The 15,542-nt window shown below is 38.8% G+C and carries 16 protein-coding genes and 1 pseudogene; 7 read left to right on the top strand and 10 right to left on the bottom strand.

The features are described from left to right. The first annotated feature begins 24 nt into the window (after positions 1-24). Both accB and CDC37_RS23145 read left to right on the top strand, forming a co-directional pair. The gene (gene accB / locus CDC37_RS23150) at positions 25-564 is read left to right on the top strand and encodes an acetyl-CoA carboxylase biotin carboxyl carrier protein (protein WP_096625527.1); all 540 of its coding nucleotides are present in this window, start codon (positions 25-27) and stop codon (positions 562-564) included. Between the two features lie 69 nt (positions 565-633). After that, a complete protein-coding gene (locus CDC37_RS23145) occupies positions 634-984 on the top strand; it encodes an ArsR/SmtB family transcription factor (RefSeq protein ID WP_096625525.1) in 351 nt (116 codons plus the stop codon). Positions 985-1,120: 136 nt separating this feature from the next. On the opposite strand, the gene CDC37_RS23140 is transcribed toward CDC37_RS23145, so the two are convergent. The 3 genes from CDC37_RS23140 to speE all read right to left on the bottom strand — a co-directional run bounded on the left by CDC37_RS23140 (position 1,121) and on the right by speE (position 3,966). Then, positions 1,121-1,732 (bottom strand): GerMN domain-containing protein, encoded by a 612-nt coding sequence (locus tag CDC37_RS23140; protein WP_096625523.1) that lies wholly within the window; start codon positions 1,730-1,732, stop codon positions 1,121-1,123. A gap of 283 nt (positions 1,733-2,015) precedes the next feature. Next, positions 2,016-2,828 carry an LmeA family phospholipid-binding protein gene (locus tag CDC37_RS23135; RefSeq protein ID WP_096625521.1) on the bottom strand — a complete coding sequence of 271 codons (813 nt, stop codon included), beginning with the start codon at positions 2,826-2,828 and terminating at the stop codon, positions 2,016-2,018. Between the two features lie 250 nt (positions 2,829-3,078). Further along, complete coding sequence (gene speE, locus CDC37_RS23130; RefSeq protein ID WP_096626581.1) at positions 3,079-3,966, bottom strand: polyamine aminopropyltransferase; 888 nt, start codon at positions 3,964-3,966, stop codon at positions 3,079-3,081. Positions 3,967-5,045: 1,079 nt separating this feature from the next. Between speE and CDC37_RS23125 the strand changes: the two genes are divergently transcribed. Further along, a complete protein-coding gene (locus CDC37_RS23125; RefSeq protein WP_096625519.1) occupies positions 5,046-6,056 on the top strand; it encodes a sucrase ferredoxin in 1,011 nt (336 codons plus the stop codon). A gap of 803 nt (positions 6,057-6,859) precedes the next feature. On the opposite strand, the gene CDC37_RS23120 is transcribed toward CDC37_RS23125, so the two are convergent. Together CDC37_RS23120 and pyrE are read right to left on the bottom strand one after the other, a co-directional pair. After that, complete coding sequence (locus CDC37_RS23120) at positions 6,860-7,489, bottom strand: TenA family protein (RefSeq protein ID WP_096625517.1); 630 nt, start codon at positions 7,487-7,489, stop codon at positions 6,860-6,862. Between the two features lie 152 nt (positions 7,490-7,641). Continuing rightward, a complete protein-coding gene (gene pyrE, locus CDC37_RS23115; protein ID WP_096625515.1) occupies positions 7,642-8,289 on the bottom strand; it encodes an orotate phosphoribosyltransferase in 648 nt (215 codons plus the stop codon). A 115-nt stretch (positions 8,290-8,404) separates the two neighbouring features. Here pyrE and CDC37_RS23110 point away from each other — a divergent pair, with 115 nt between their 5' ends. Further along, positions 8,405-8,833 carry a hypothetical protein gene (locus CDC37_RS23110; protein ID WP_096625513.1) on the top strand — a complete coding sequence of 143 codons (429 nt, stop codon included), beginning with the start codon at positions 8,405-8,407 and terminating at the stop codon, positions 8,831-8,833. 190 nt (positions 8,834-9,023) lie between these two features. On the opposite strand, the gene CDC37_RS23105 is transcribed toward CDC37_RS23110, so the two are convergent. Beyond that, positions 9,024-9,311 (bottom strand): hypothetical protein, encoded by a 288-nt coding sequence (locus CDC37_RS23105; protein WP_096625511.1) that lies wholly within the window; start codon positions 9,309-9,311, stop codon positions 9,024-9,026. Positions 9,312-9,612: 301 nt separating this feature from the next. On the opposite strand from CDC37_RS23105, the gene CDC37_RS23100 reads away from it, so the two are divergent. The 3 genes from CDC37_RS23100 (at position 9,613) to CDC37_RS23090 (ending at position 12,201) form a co-directional block, all read left to right on the top strand. Further along, positions 9,613-11,118, top strand: a complete 1,506-nt coding sequence (locus CDC37_RS23100) for a TIGR03985 family CRISPR-associated protein (protein ID WP_096625509.1) — start codon at positions 9,613-9,615, stop codon at positions 11,116-11,118. A gap of 105 nt (positions 11,119-11,223) precedes the next feature. Continuing rightward, positions 11,224-11,802: an HD domain-containing protein gene (locus CDC37_RS23095; protein WP_096625507.1), complete on the top strand. Its 579-nt coding sequence runs from the start codon at positions 11,224-11,226 to the stop codon at positions 11,800-11,802. Positions 11,803-11,934: 132 nt separating this feature from the next. After that, on the top strand, positions 11,935-12,201 hold the full coding sequence (locus CDC37_RS23090) for a hypothetical protein (protein ID WP_096625505.1): 267 nt from the start codon (positions 11,935-11,937) through the stop codon (positions 12,199-12,201). Here the strand turns inward: CDC37_RS23090 and CDC37_RS23085 are convergent. From CDC37_RS23085 to CDC37_RS23070, 4 genes and pseudogenes are all read right to left on the bottom strand, one after another. Continuing rightward, the gene (locus tag CDC37_RS23085) at positions 12,184-12,522 is read right to left on the bottom strand and encodes a hypothetical protein (RefSeq protein ID WP_096625503.1); all 339 of its coding nucleotides are present in this window, start codon (positions 12,520-12,522) and stop codon (positions 12,184-12,186) included. The two genes, CDC37_RS23090 and CDC37_RS23085, sit on opposite strands and share 18 nt — an antisense overlap. Before the next feature lie 312 nt (positions 12,523-12,834). Beyond that, positions 12,835-12,945 (bottom strand): annotated as a pseudogene (locus CDC37_RS25885) (type III-B CRISPR-associated protein Cas10/Cmr2); the annotation flags it as partial. A 42-nt stretch (positions 12,946-12,987) separates the two neighbouring features. Continuing rightward, positions 12,988-14,064 (bottom strand): putative CRISPR-associated protein, encoded by a 1,077-nt coding sequence (locus CDC37_RS23075; protein ID WP_096625501.1) that lies wholly within the window; start codon positions 14,062-14,064, stop codon positions 12,988-12,990. Between the two features lie 231 nt (positions 14,065-14,295). Continuing rightward, complete coding sequence (locus tag CDC37_RS23070; protein WP_096625499.1) at positions 14,296-15,285, bottom strand: CRISPR-associated protein Csx3; 990 nt, start codon at positions 15,283-15,285, stop codon at positions 14,296-14,298. Positions 15,286-15,542 lie beyond the last annotated feature (257 nt).

The following is a 15,542-nucleotide window of genomic DNA, read 5'->3' as shown; positions in this document are numbered from 1 at the left end:
TAATTGTATGAGGTAATAAAAGCTGTGCCCCTGGATTTTAATGAACTTCGCCAATTACTGGCAACAATTGCCCAAACAGATATTGCAGAAGTAACCCTCAAAACTGATGAGTTTGAGATTGCGGTACGTAAAGCAGTTAGTTTTACTCCTCCACCAACTTCATTTGTCCCAGTCACAAATGATGGTAGTGGAGCGGTACTACCATCCTCTACAGCCTCAAACTTACATCATCCCATCCCTGAAGCCTCCACAACCCGCAGCCATGACAATGCAGGTGGGAATCCCCCATCCCCACCCTCCACAGCGCCAGAAATCGATTCTCGCTGGGTTGAAGCCACTTCGCCAATGGTGGGAACCTTCTATCGTGCTGCTGCTCCCGGTGAGGCTCCCTTTGTGGAAGTTGGTACAAGGGTACGCAAGGGTCAAACCATATGCATTATCGAAGCGATGAAATTAATGAACGAAATCGAAGCCGAAGTGTCCGGTCAAGTAATGGAAATTCTCGTTCAAAATGGGGAACCTGTAGAATATGGTCAACCTTTAGTGCGAATAAACCCTGATTAAGTATTAATCTATATAACGGAACGTGTAATCAAAAAAACCTTCTGTACATTTCAAAGCGGGTCATTCGTAATGAAACAAACGTTGCCTGTACCACCTGAAGTCGTGCAACAAGTAGCGGAATACTTCAGCCTGTTGAGCGAACCGACGCGTTTGCGACTATTGCATCTCCTTCGAGATGAGGAAAAAAACGTACAAGAGTTGGTGGAGGCAACACAAACTTCTCAAGCCAATGTCTCAAAACACCTCAAAGTTATGTGGCAAGCTGGTATTCTCAGCCGTCGCAGTGAGGGAACTTGTGCATACTACCGTGTCGAAGACGAGATGATTTTTGAATTGTGTAATCGAGTTTGCGATCGCCTTGCAACTCGTCTGGAACAACAAGCTCAAAATTTTCGGGTCCTCAATACAACTAACAACTAGGAAAGGGAGACAGGAGACAGGATACAGCAGTCATAATTTTTTATAGTACAGGAATACTCCAGTACACAATTATTTGACTTCTCTGTACCTCTGTTTTCCTGCTACTCCCTACCCCTTGTATCCCTATTCCCTTGCTTTACAACTGGTACTCTCGATTAAAGCTTTCACGTGTCAAGGGTTGATCAAGTTCCAGACCTTCACCACCTAAAACTTCCAAACGCTTACCGTTAACTTCAATGAATACATTGGCATTAGCATTAAAAGTTGTGGCGGTATAGATAACTTGTCCTAAGCGTCCTGTCATGGAAGCACTACCACCTCCACTGGTAAATTCCTCCGATAGGTTGACGTGGATACCGTCATTTTCCACTCGGACTCCCAGTAATTTTGTGCCTTCGGGAATAGTACTGCTGGTGTCTCCATCATTTTTAACCGTCATTAAGCGATTAAATACAGCTTCTAGCGCTTGACTGGGATTATCTTTAGAGACTTTAACTTGAACCGGAAAGGGAACCAATACCAAATTAGTACCACTGTCTTTAATTAAATAAATATTAACCGTTTGTTCAACACCAGCGATACTTCCGGATGGACTTTGATGACCAGTGATATTTCCCTGTTGGTTCGGAACCGGTGGATTTGTGTAATTCCATGTAAACCACGCAACACCACCACTCACAGCAACCACCGCAGCAGAAACCGCAGCGACCACACCAGAAGAAATCCGATTTCTTTCTTGCTCTTTCATGGAACTACCTTCCTCCTTAAGGGCTGGAAATTTTAGACTAGCAAAGACTGCTAAAAAATAAACTTAAATTGAAGACAGAACTGGAATTTAAAGGCGAATTTATGAATATATCGTGCTATTTGAGCAAAAATACTCACCCCTATCTCAAATGACGGCATTTTCCGTCAACCTAACTGCCTATGATGATTGACTCGTTGACTTTATGTCTGTGCCCTGGATTAGGAGCGGAATGTTTCCAAACTAGCCCTATAGCCAATTTTTATCATCATCGGCAGGTTCAGAATTAGATTTTTCTCAAAGTCTGGAAAAATTTCGATGTCGGTAAAATTCGCACAAAGGAAGCAACTTCTATCTGTCCGGGTTTGATGTCTAATTGGAGAATCCGCATTTGTAAACCATCATCTTCTAACTTACGTAAGTCAAAGCGTTGATTGAGATTTTCAACAATTTGATTGAGCAATCTTGGTGGAATTTTTTCTCCCTCCACATTTCCCACTGGAGCAATTAGTTGCAATTGTCTTCCTTTGGTAATTTTGATTCCGCTTTCCACCTCCACTTCCACCCTGTCTGTGTTGTCTTGATTGCGTAATTCTATACGTAAATTTACCCGATTATTTGCTAAAAATCTTATCCGTGGATTAACAAGTGTAAAAATTGTTCCTGTTTGTTCATTTTCCAGGTTGACATCGACGATATTTAACTTCCGCAGTTGGGACAGGAATTCCGGAGATTGTAATAATTTATTTACATCTTTTTCCTGTAGGACAATTCGTAATCCAGTTTGTAGTGGTTTTTGGATTTGAGGTCGTCTACGGAGCAAACTATTAGGATCAATTTGGACTGCATCCGTTTCTACTTCTAAGGCTGCAATCCGGATATCCCGTCCTTTTATTTTTAGCCCTCGACCAGCAACTCTTATCCTTTCTATTTTACCTTGAATTAGTTGATGGGTGGGGGCGTTATCCACCCGAACTTTTAGTTCTTCAACCTGTTCAAATTGTTTTTTGATGGTATTTTCGGCAGTGCGATCGATAATTAAACCCGCAGGGGTAATTAAACCTAGGATTCCGGAAAGAATGATTGTTAACAGTTCCATAAATTTAACTGAGAAAGCAGGACACAGAATGCAGGATACAGGAGTAGAGACGACCCGTCGGGTCGTCTCTACAGGGTGTCGGGAGTAGGAATCATATATTTACATGGTTTGGTTGTGTCCAAACGACATGGAGAACTAACTGGTACAACGGGTTGATTTTCCTACAACTCCCAATTCCCTGAAAGTTTTAGGGATTTGCTGCAAATCCAAAAGATGGGTGTGTACCTGCACAATTAACTTTGGTTTGGGGTTATTTGCTGGACTGAATTTTGGCTTGGATGTACGTTGGTAAGGCAAATGCAGCTTGATGGATATCCGGATTGTAATAGCTTAAATCATGTTGCTGGGTAAATGCGATCGCTTTTTCCCGGTCAAAGTCGTGAAGCGGATGAGGTCCTTGTTTGGAACAATAGGTCAAACTCCACATTCCTGTGGGGTACATGGGTATATACACTAAATAGCAATGGACTAAATCCTTCCCAAAGACCTGTTTCAAGCATTGATTCAAATCGACAAATGCGTCGGGATGGAATAATGGGGACTCACTTTGAATGGTTACGACTCCACCGGGACGCAAACACCGATAAACGTGTTCGTAAAATGATTGACTAAATAGTCCCTCCGAAGGACCAACGGGGTCGGAGGAGTCAATGATGACTAAATCATAACTGTCGCTCGCTGCATTTTCGACAAATTTAATCCCATCATCAATCAGTAGGTTTAATTTGGGATGGTTCAAAGCAGAGGAAATATTCGGCAAAAATTGCTGAGAAGCACGCACTACTACTTCGTCAATTTCCACCATTGTCACCCGTTCAATTCCCGGATGACGCATTAATTCCCTAATCGTTCCTCCATCTCCGGCTCCAATTACCAATACATCTTTAATATTAGGATGGGTAAACATGGGCACATGCACTATCATTTCGTGATAATTAGCCTCATCCGCTTCCGTACACATGACCATCCGGTCAATCGTCAGCATTTTTCCTCGGTCATAGGTATCAAAAACTTCTACTGTTTGGTAGGGGGATGTCTCTTGAAATAGGGGTTCCCCCTTAATCCGGATTGAGAGCGCTGTTTTTCCATTAGTGTCGATTACCCATTCCTGGGGGTTGAATTGGTCGAGGATAGCCATAGGATTTTGGATTTTAGATTTTGGATTGAACAAAAACGCACCTAGAACACCGTTCATTAATCCCAGAAACTAGCTTTTTTGAGGGAATATCAGGGTGTGGACAAGCCAATATTCGCAATACCTGTATTTCTCACAAATTCCTCAAATCGAGAGGGAGAGACGACCCGACAGGTCGTCTGTACAAGGTTGAATCACCCATCATTTCCCCTGCTCCCTATTCCCGGCAAATTTCTGGGATGGTACGCGATGTATTGCCAGTCGAACAGTATACGCTGTTGGTAGCCTCGACTCAAGGTCTTGGTTGGTGCGGATGATTTGGGAGTTAAGTTTAATGCCATTATTTTTCAGTAATTTATAGGCTTGATTCGGCGATCGCTATCTCATCACTCCCTTTATTGCCCAAATTTAATCTATTATTAATATTTTTCTCATCAAAACTTAATTTATATCCATCCTGGTATATTGAGAAATACTTGCTTTTATTGCCAAGATCGGCTAGATTGGAAAAAATTGATCCCCTAGATGTCGTCTACCAAAAACAGCTATTTTCGGTGGCTTTGATGCCTACGCAGACATTTATATCCCATCTAAAAGGTGGATAGCTTTGCCGCGATAAATGAATAGATTCTCATTGTCGTCAACTTTACTATCCGTCAGGAGGATAGATTTTTTCTATGGATATATTGAGAATTAATTGCATTAATTCTCACAAAAATGAGTTTTTTAGAGTATATTGTCAGTATTCAAAATGTTAAATTTAATCCGAATAATCATTACTAAGTATGATTATCTGGACAAGTGAGCAACTTCAGAATTAGCTTAAGTATTAGACTTGCTCGGTTAGTTCACTGCCTAACTTAATTTTCAGGTATGAATAGGACATAATTTGAAAAACTATATTTACTGGTAGATGAATGAAATTAACTTATATGATATACACAAACAACAAGTTATAAATTACTAATGATATAAGGCAAATAAAAAAGTGAATTAAATTTCAGTCTGAATGGGGTGATTATATCTATAAAGCTTTGCCTATGAATCCATAAAACATTCAATATAAAAATCTAACAAGAGTCATGAGTATGTTTTTTTGTTCCGACCATTCCCGCGAAATTCAAGAAGATATAATTGGTAGCGCCAACTATTATCAAGCATATATATTAATAGAGTGTCCCCAACCTTGGGCTTACAATGCCTTGGAATCGAAATGGGTTCCTGAAAATTTACAGTTATTAGCGCAGGAAATTAAGTATAATCGATTACCCATTAAACTATTGCTAATTTCTGATAATGAATCCCATAGGCGTGAGGAGAAAAGTTTACTAATATATCAACGGGAACATGAATTTGCTAACCACTATCGAAAACATGAATTTAAGTTAAAAAAAATAGAAGAAGTAGCCCTAATTATTCGTAAATGGTTGTGGTTAGGAGACACCAGTGACGAAATTACATCTGAAGTGACAAGGGATATATTAGTTTGTACCCACGGTAGTCATGATAAATGTTGTTCTCGTTATGGTAATCCCTTTTTCTATGCAGCTTCAGCTTTAATTAGTGATTTAAAACTGCAACATATTAAAATTTGGAAATCGAGTCATTTTGGTGGACACAGATTTGCTCCAACAGCGATTGATTTATCCGATGGACGCTACTATGGTCGGTTAGATATAGAAGCATTTCGAGAGATTTTGCTGCGGGTTGGAAGTGTGGAATTATTTCAACGGGTTTATCGCGGTTGGAGTATTTTACCCCCACCTTTACAGGTATTAGAACGGGAATTAATTTTATCCCACGGATGGGATTGGTTTGATTATAAAATTATGGGTAGAATTAGCGAGCAAAACCAGAATAATAGTTTGATGCTGGGGGAAATCAGCTTTGAAACAACAGATGGCTATCATTACTTACATCAAGCTCAAATAACTTGTGATGAAAGCAAAACTGTGACAGTGAAAGGTTCCTGTAATGCGTCTAAAGAATCACTGATTCTCAAGTATTCTTTAGCTAGTTCTGGTTCAGAATCCTTGGTTATACCTAAATATGTGCGTTTAGGACATCCGGAGGTTTTGAAAACTGCTAGTTAATCTCAACAGAGGTAGGAAGTTTTGACTTCAATTCTCATTTTTTGGGAGTAGAAGTAAAATCAATCCATTACTCAAAGCTTATAACTAAACTTGTGATAAATCCGGGTAAAACCTCTGAGGGTGAAACGATATAAATTTACGATGGATGGGTAGTATATCTATAAGATAGGGCTTGCGAAAAATATAGTAAAGACACGATATATCGCGTTTCTTGCACGTGATATATCGCGTCTCCATGTCTTGCAAGAATTAGAGGGTATTTTAGTTGCTCCCTTTTTCTTAATCCTAGTAATCCCTATGTAGGGTCTGTTGAATCCGATTAAAACCTTGATTTTGCAGGTTTTGCAATTTTTTCAGGTTCCTACAAACTCAAAAATGCGCATCTTTTGATTAAATATATCTTTTCATCAAAATATGAATAAAATTTATAAAAAACAGCTTATTAATAAATTTATGATGAATAAATATTGGTTAACTATTGGAGCATTTCTATTAAGTTTTATCCTGAGAATTTGTATTTCGGCTGATGGTATGATTTCGCCTAATTAAAAAGTCATTTTGAATACTGGAATTATCATTTTTGGGAGCAGGGAGAGACGCGACATGTCGCGTCTGTACTCTCGAAGAAAAAATTAGCTTTATAACCCCATGTTCCGAGTCAGGAGGATAGTCAAAATAGTGATGATTAATACTTAAAAAACATTCTCTGAGAGTTCTTTTATGACTCTTAAATATTTTGTTGGGATATTTTGTTTGGCTTTTTGAACTCCTCAACGAAGTTGCTCAAGAGTGATTTAACAGACTTAAAATCCCTGAAAATTGTGGGCACTACTAAAAAAATCAAGCTCGCATAACATACCATAACGATAGGTATCGCCTAATATATCATTTTTACTGCCATATTTATCCACCACAGTTTCCAATTCTGCGACGAGAAACTTGAAATCATCACTGCTATAGGTCTCGATCCAATCGGAATAATCGTGCTGGGGAATACCAGCTTTTGCTAATTCCCGTCCTAAAAATCCGTACAATGCCATACAGGGGGACATTGCTGCTGCGGTCATTCCCACATCTCCACCCCAAGCGGTAGCGAGTAAAAAATCTGTGTAGCGTCTGGTGGCAATATCTGGTGTAATGTTGTGTAAATCCACTCCCCACTTTTGAGCATAACTTTGGTGAAGTTGCAATTCCTGGAGAACTCCACCTGCAAGATTGTGAAAAGTTGTCAAAATCTGAAAATTTGGGGATTTTGCCGCAGCAATACTATAAGCACGAGCGAATGCTTGCAGAAAAAAAGTATCCTGTCCTACGTAATAGGCAAATTTTTCTTGGGGAAGATTTCCTGTGGCAATTCCCTGGACAAAAGGATGGTGCAGACAAGCTTGGGCTAAATCTTGATTAAGTAACCAAAGTTCTTGGGAAATGGACATTTTTGCATCTTGATTGGCAATTTCTGCTCACAATTCTAATACCAATTCTCAAAATATTGGCTACATATACATGCGTTTTGCGGATGGGATGTATTTGTTAGACGCGGCATGTCGCGTCTCTACAATATATACGATAAATATATACGATATCATTACTGCTTGACCAGTTGTTTATACCTTTGTTGAATATCTTCAATGGGGTAAATGGCAGTAAATTCTAGACCCTGGGATTGATAAAATTCAGCCCCTCCTTGTTTACGGTCTACGAGGGAAATTACCTGATGTACAGTATATCCTGCATCTCGGAGTCGGGTGACGGCTTTCATGGCTGATTGTCCGGTTGTCACCACATCCTCTAATACCACGATGTTAGCTCCAGGGGCTAAAATTGGCCCTTCGATGTAGGCTTGGGTTCCGTGTCCCTTAGCTTCCTTACGGATAATGAGAGCGGAAATGGGACGGTTTTCATAGGCAGAAACAACGCTGACAGCGCTGACGATGGGGTCTGCACCTAGGGTTAATCCTGCGACTGCATCGGTTTGGGGAGGTAATAAGTCTAAAATGATTCGTCCAACTGCTAAAGCTCCGAAAGGGTTGAGGGTGACAAGTTTGCAGTTAATGTAGTACTTACTGCTTTGTCCCGAAGAAAGGGTAAAATCACCCTCCTGATAGGCTTGCTGACAAATCAAATCGAGTAATTGCGATCGCAAAACTTCTCCTGTAGAGAATCGTGCCGTATTTAAGTCCGTATTTGCGCTCTTGGGGGAATTTTGCGGAGAATTTTCCGTGGAATAGGTCATTACAAATCGTCAAGGGTTGTGCTACACCAAAGGTTAAACTCGCGATTCGAGTTCTTCTATTCAGCATAATTTAATCTGTGCTGAACTCAATATATTTTTAGGAGTGACCAATACCATGCGTCGTCAATTTCCAACCTGGGGTAGTCTACTTGTATTAGCCGCCACCTTTGCTTCATCCACAGTAGTTTCAGCAAGAGAACAGGAACCATCACTATACGAAACCGCAAGCGATGTGATCGAACGCGCATACTTTAAGAATAGTCCCGATTTTTACCGCAATAATTCCTTCCGTCGGGAAATTGATTGGTTATTAGGTCCTGGGACCCTATTCCGTAATTCTTTCCCCGAAAATGAAATTGCTCGTGATGCGGAATTGATTAATAAGGTATACAAAGACCTGCTAGTACAACAAGCAACCAATGACCCCTACATTCGTACCCCCGATTTACCCAATCCCTACAATTCTTCAATCCTCATGTCTCCCCAAATGAATCCTAATCGATTACGGACGGGAACTGAGTTTCGATTTGATGCAATGCCATAGGGAAGATTTCTGATATTTTCGATAGTACAGACGTGACATGTCGCGTCTGTACAGAAATGTCATGTTTTCATCCATAGTCGGCAAACAATAGGCGATCGCAATCAATCGGACTAAGGTGAGAAGTCAAATTTTATTGACTTTCCTGTCCTCCACCCTTCAGAATATAGCAAATGCATCATTACGAGAAATCTTAATACCAGTACGAATTCGGCTTTACTTGAAAATCAGCACAATCGATAGCAGCTTCCGTATTCGCAATATAGGGATGAACCGTACACTTGAGTCGATAATCATCTGTAAAAAATTGACAATTGGCACAGGGGATTTGATGCATTTTTTTTGCCGTGGTAATACTATCACGGGCAGCACTCCACATACTCCAGAGCGCCATACCTAAAATACCCCACGCAGTCACAAAACAAATCGGTACTAAAAAAGGACGAATCAGCCGAATTATTACACCAATTATTTCTAGCACTGCTGATACCTAAATTAGACAATACAGAATTAAGTATACACGAAAGTAGAGACATAGCGATGCCACGTCTTTACTACTAAATTTGGACATAAATTATAATTATTTACATTTTGTATTAAAACCAAAATTATCGTAATAATCGTAATTATTGTAGAGACGTAGCGGTGCTAGGTCTCTACTTATACACGACATAAAATATTCAACTCATATTTGTATTCGGTAACACCCGTCTGGAAATATGGAAATAGCCAATTCCATCCACTGCTAATCTATAAATATCTACCAACCAGCAGCGACAGCGATGATAACAGAGAAGAAGGAAATTTTTGACTATCTTCCGACAGTTGAAGTTTTAAAGTTATTAACACCAGGTTCTCTCAAGCAAAATTTAGCCAAAGCAGTTAGATTATGGGTGATTTTACGTTCTTTATATGGAGGTAAAAATGACGATGTAAAATTACCATTGGCAGAGGAATTTACATTTTTAGAATGGCGAAATTTATTTTTTATTGATGCCAAAAAGCATCATTCGCGTGATTCGATTCCGAGTTTACACGATTTAGAGTGTAGATGTAGTCGCAAATTAATTGATTGGTTATTTTCATCGTATTTACGCCTTGACAAAAGTCAATGGTGTCAGACATTTCGCAAATACTATGAAATTGAATCTGTGGAATTGGAGAAACTATTATTGACAGGGGTGGGTAGTAGCTGTCAAGAGAATCATCCGGGAAATAAACAGCAAGCATCTAAGCGTTTTTCCAAAGCATTAACAGATGGGAGGTTATTCGCTGTCACTAGTCGTAATTTGCAGGAAAATGATTTCCTAGCCTTGGTGAATCTGGGTTGGTTAAACGTCAAACAGAAAAATGGCAATGATGTCTATACAAAAATAGACGAATTTCCAGAAATTTTTCTGTCATCTACAGGTAATTATCTAGAAAAAGATAGAGAGCAGTTTACCCATGAAGAACTATCTGCATTTAATAATTCCCTATCCCAACCTATAAATGGGGTACAAAGATTTTTCATCCATACAGAATATATCATTCACCCCCATCTCTATAACCATGTTGAATCCCTACAACAGCAATTGAAACAGATATGGCAACAGGAAAAAATACCATTTATCAAATTAACCTATCGTAGTGCAAAACTCTATCAAGATACGATTGATTGTCTTGTTTATCCGGTCTGTATTTACTACTATCAACGCGCACCCTATTTATTTGCCTATGGACAGATACCGCGACCAGAAGAAGAGGATGCTTGGAGACAAATTAATTGGTACGACTATCGACTTGACCGGATTTTAGAATTATCAGTCCTATCACCATCAAGAGATGAATTAGATAAAAAATATCATATTCCTAAACATCTCATTGATAAATGTTGGGGAAAATATCCACCCAGTCCAAATGATATTAAAAATAAAATGTCAGAAGCTTGGGGATTTGATATTTATCAACCAGAGGAATTATTAATATTGCGATTTAACCAGTATTTTTACGCGAATAATATTCAAGGGACAGAAAGAGATGAAATGTTTATCAAAGTTGACTCGATAAAAGTACAAACTTTAATCAAATCCAAATTAACCTCATTACCTGAACAAAAATATCTAATTTCCCAGGTAAAATCATATAAAAATAGCATTTATTGCAAAATTAACTATCGTCAAAATGATAATAACATCGTCATGCGTTTGCGAGCTTGGGGTCCAAACGTGGAGGTAATTTTACCCTGGAGTTTGCGTCAGCGAATGGCAAAGGAAATTACCGAAACCTATCAATTTTATCGGGAATAGGGATGTGGAAAATAAAATTCGTCAACCCAAAATAATTGCGTAGAGACGCGATATGTCGCGTCTCTACGGGATTAATTATCATCTTTACATAGGAATCAAATTAATATGTCGAAATTAACAAATCGTTTTGAACAAGCTTTAGTTTATGCAAGTCGATTACACCAGAAGCAAACTCGAAAAGGGGGTGATATTCCCTATATTAGCCATTTACTCAGTGTTGCAGCGCTGGTTTTAGAAGATGGAGGGGATGAAGACGAAGCGATCGCTGCATTATTACATGATGCGGTGGAAGACCAGGGAGGAGTGGAAACCCGCGAAGTAATTTTAAATATGTTTGGAATAAGGGTTGTGGAAATAGTTGATAGTTGTACCGATACGGATACTATTCCTAAATCACCTTGGAAGGAACGTAAGTCTGAATATATTAAAAAATTGCGTCATGCTCCTGCTTCAGTAAATCGGGTTACACTTGCGGATAAGTTACATAATGCGCGGAGCATTTTGAAAGATTTATCTATCTATGGGGATGCAACTTGGGATAGATTTAGCGGAGGAAAATCGGGTACTTTATGGTATTACCATACTCTATTGGAATTATTTTTAGAAACTAATCCTGATTCTTGGTTAGTCAAAGAATTAAACCGCATCGTTAATCAATTTGAGATAACGGAAAACAGGGAATAGGAAATAGGAAGTAAGTCATACCAATTTTAAAAAAGAATCCAACAGATGAATTTTGTGGAGACGCGTTAGCGTTCAGCTCTTCTGAAAGAGGCTATATCGCGTCTCGTATTCTAATTCAAAATCCAAAATTTAATGGTTGATATTGTAAGTAAATTTCTCAATCTGAATAACTTTCAAGCTGCTTGGGAAAAGGTGGCAGCAAATCGCGGTGGTGCGGGAATTGATGGGGAAACTATGTTTATTACAACCAAGGATGGAATCGATATTTCAGTTTATCTCGAACTCAAGTTGACTAAGTATTTGATGCGATCGCTTTGGAGTGGATATAAATGCTTATTTGAAGTTAATTTTGACGCATCAGGCTGTATAGTATATTTGAAATCACAATTTATCGAATAAATCCTTATCTTGACTAACTTGTTTAGCTGCTTTCTTTAAGTTTCGACTATTGACGGGTATATCGGAAGAAACCAGAAAGGTGATAGCTTTGAGATAAATCCAATCCATGAGGGAGGATAAAGTATAAAAGGTAATACAAGTTACCAGCATTCCTCCAGCAGTTCCCACACCAGGTATAATTTTCAGTACAGAACCACCAAGCGATACAAGTATGGTGGCAGATATTATGGATAACACATTGGTGGCGATCGCTAATCCAACGGATTTGATAATATTTTTACCTAGGGCAATACCCAGGGCAGTATTAATACGTGCATACATTGTCCAAGTATTGAAAATAAAGGCTAATACATCGATACCTGGAACGATAAGAATCAGACCGCAAAATGCAGAGATATAAGCATGTTGTCTGATAGTTTGGACAGCTTTTTTTGCATCTTCGCCAACTAAAGATTCTAATTTTTCATATACTTGATTTGCCTGAAGATAGGGATTTTATGGTTTGGTAAGTAGGAATTTTAGATTTTGGATTGCTAACAGCCACCAAGGACATACCCATTCTAAGTAATTACCGTTATTGAATAATACCCGAAAGGCAATGCGATCGCGTCCGTTACTTTTGGCTGATTTTTCTGCTTTACAGATTACCCAAGCCAAATAGGAAAGTAAATAGGAACTACCATATAAATCTCGTAGTTTACACGATTTTTCGATAAAACCCTGCACAGGAGCAAAGGTAATCACCGTAAAACAAGATTGCTGAGTTGCTAAATTTTAAATCATGAATTAGGAATCTAACAAAGGGCGAATATATTGATCACAAAAATTCAATGTTTGGGCGAGACCTCGTGCTGTTGTCCGAATTGTAATATTTGCAGCCTTTTTATTATCAGCCCATAATACCCGAATTGAACCATCATCAAATACTTTTTTGACTCTTCGTGTTGTGGTGTTTTCAAAATGTCCACCAATAATTTCTTCTACAGGTGCAAGTTTGGCTATTTTTTGAGCAAAATTTAATGTCCCTTTCGGATAATGATGTTTGACTTCATCCAAAGAATTGGAAATTTTATCTTTCTCGGGAATTTTAGAAGTATTCGGTTCTGGTAATGATTTTCCTATATCCCGTTGTTGGTTAACTCGTTTCCATAAAATTTCTCCTGCGGGTGATAAATAAATGCAGTCTTCTGAGTCTGGTGGTAACAACAATGGAAGAATGCGATCGCGTTCTGATTCTGGAATTGCTTTTAAGCATTCTTCCACTTCTTGTCTTAGTCGTGGTTCTTCATCTAACCATTGAAAAAAATTATCATATTCCAGTAATAAATCGATATTCCAACTAACAGGTAAGGCTGGGAATGTAATGGGTTTTTGAAAATTCTGATATATATATTTAATCGGCACTTCAAAAATCATCCCTACCATTGTTGTATAAGCAATTTCCGCCTTGAAACCTCCTGTTGCATTAATTACAACTTCTCTATTTTGCCGTTGTCCCTGACTAATTTCATCGATTAATATATTTACCAGTTCTCGCAATCCATGACTTTCAAATTGAGCCTCATTATTTTCTAGTGGTAACTTTCTGAGTCTAACATGCAACCAATTTTGGCTTTTCAGATATCTTTCCACTTCTCGCGCACATCTATACCCATCAGTTGTATCTGTATGCAACAAAACAATTTCTTCGTCTGGTTTGGCAATTTTTAATAATGAATTAGTTTCTGCTGATGCGGCTTCTACTCCTACTTGTTTCCAGAATAAATGTAATTCTTTATCCGTCACATCTGCTGATTTTTTTTTAAATTCCCTCGCTGCATTTGTTAATAATGATGTTCCTGTAGTTGTAATAATTTTTCGCATAGATTAACATCCTCGCTTGAAAAGAAAAATAGAGGGTGGAAAGTAGGGAATAGTGGTGTACTTATTTTTTTACACCAATACAGGCTAGGTCATAAAAATCAAATATGACTTCTACAATTACAACAGCAAAAATATTCAGTGTATAATAAAACTCATTCCTCAATACCCAATACGGGGTATTATATTATCTTTCATCCCCATTAATATCTTTTGTTCTGTACTTTTTAATACTTAGCATTTCGTTAAATGAATTAAAACTTTTGCCAATGCTTGCACCATCGGACGCTCTGATAGGTACTCACCTCGCTTCAAACCATGTACACTACCTGTCAGTAAAGGGGTTTTTTCCAATAATTCGTTGGTGTTTTCTTGCCAACCATCCGCCAAGTATACACTATCCTCTACTGTATCAAGTTGGCTGTGGATTTTTGCGATAATTTTTAAATCCAGGGATTGACAAAAGTTTTCCCATTCGGCAAATTTATCCATATCCCTAGATAAAATTACTGCATGGGTCGCTGGTTGCATAATAGTTCTGTTTTCCGGTGAAGTTTTGCCACCGACATCAATAATATTAATTAGCTGATTGGCATTTCTGACCCATTCTGCTGCTTTCTCGGCAAATTCTGGGGTAAATTCGGCTTTATTCTGGTGTTTGCAATCCTTCGCCAATAACTCGTTATTTTCGTATGCTTCTTGATGCCAAGACCCTTCCCCATCGGGACAAGCGGTGATGATATAGGGGTAGGGTGCGCCTAAATTACCTAAAATTGCCCTTTTTAAACCATCCCGCAGACATGATTTACCCGACTGCGTTGGCCCACATAATACAACTTTAATAATACTACGTTCCCTTTGGGATTCTCTAGTTTCAATCAAATCTCCCACTTGGTATTCAGGGGAACCATGGACTGAGGTGACAATGTAGGTTTTGTGTCGAATAGAACCATCCGATGTACTGGTTTTACTACCGAGTTTGGGGTCAAGGACGGCAACTACTGAGTATAAATGAACAAGTTTATGGGATAAAACATAGGCAACGGGAACTGTTTGTGGTCCATCGATGAGTATGCGTTTACCTCCAGGGATTTCCCCCCGATCAATCATTTGGTTTAATTGTTCCAAAGCATCTTTGACAATGCGATCGCCTTGGACTGGTAAGTTACGATTAAAACCTACCTGCAATACTTCGCCCTTTAGCTCTATTTGGTAACTATACACACTCTCTCCTCACGGCGTTTTTACGATATTTTGATATTACACGGGAGTGGAATAGGCGTATTCCCATTAATGGCAATTCACTTTTATGGACTTCCTGATAATCCCAAGACAAGCCTTACTATATCGCCATTACTATACCTGCATTTCTCGCCAATTTCTCAAACTGACAGGGAGTGGGGAATAGGGATAGTCCGTAGAAGGAAAATTAATCCGTCACTCAAGACTTATAATATCGATTCTCTTGTACTTTGCAATAA

Origin of the sequence: Calothrix sp. NIES-3974 (assembly GCF_002368395.1) — a bacterium.
Lineage (GTDB): Bacteria > Cyanobacteriota > Cyanobacteriia > Cyanobacteriales > Nostocaceae > NIES-3974.
Note: the sequence above shows the minus strand (reverse complement) of the source record. Positions and strands in the feature narration are given on the sequence as shown.

Bases quoted from the DNA above. Each gene is read 5' to 3' on its own strand.
- CDC37_RS23145 (WP_096625525.1), top strand. From the start codon at position 634: ATGAAACAAACGTTGCCTGTACCACCTGAAGTCGTGCAACAAGTAGCG.
- CDC37_RS23140 (WP_096625523.1), bottom strand. From the start codon at position 1,732: ATGAAAGAGCAAGAAAGAAATCGGATTTCTTCTGGTGTGGTCGCTGCG.
- CDC37_RS23135 (WP_096625521.1), bottom strand. From the start codon at position 2,828: ATGGAACTGTTAACAATCATTCTTTCCGGAATCCTAGGTTTAATTACC.
- speE (WP_096626581.1), bottom strand. From the start codon at position 3,966: ATGGCTATCCTCGACCAATTCAACCCCCAGGAATGGGTAATCGACACT.
- CDC37_RS23125 (WP_096625519.1), top strand. From the start codon at position 5,046: ATGAGTATGTTTTTTTGTTCCGACCATTCCCGCGAAATTCAAGAAGAT.
- CDC37_RS23120 (WP_096625517.1), bottom strand. From the start codon at position 7,489: ATGTCCATTTCCCAAGAACTTTGGTTACTTAATCAAGATTTAGCCCAA.
- pyrE (WP_096625515.1), bottom strand. From the start codon at position 8,289: ATGACCTATTCCACGGAAAATTCTCCGCAAAATTCCCCCAAGAGCGCA.
- CDC37_RS23110 (WP_096625513.1), top strand. From the start codon at position 8,405: ATGCGTCGTCAATTTCCAACCTGGGGTAGTCTACTTGTATTAGCCGCC.
- CDC37_RS23100 (WP_096625509.1), top strand. From the start codon at position 9,613: ATGATAACAGAGAAGAAGGAAATTTTTGACTATCTTCCGACAGTTGAA.
- CDC37_RS23095 (WP_096625507.1), top strand. From the start codon at position 11,224: ATGTCGAAATTAACAAATCGTTTTGAACAAGCTTTAGTTTATGCAAGT.
- CDC37_RS23090 (WP_096625505.1), top strand. From the start codon at position 11,935: ATGGTTGATATTGTAAGTAAATTTCTCAATCTGAATAACTTTCAAGCT.
- CDC37_RS23085 (WP_096625503.1), bottom strand. From the start codon at position 12,522: ATGTATGCACGTATTAATACTGCCCTGGGTATTGCCCTAGGTAAAAAT.
- CDC37_RS23075 (WP_096625501.1), bottom strand. From the start codon at position 14,064: ATGCGAAAAATTATTACAACTACAGGAACATCATTATTAACAAATGCA.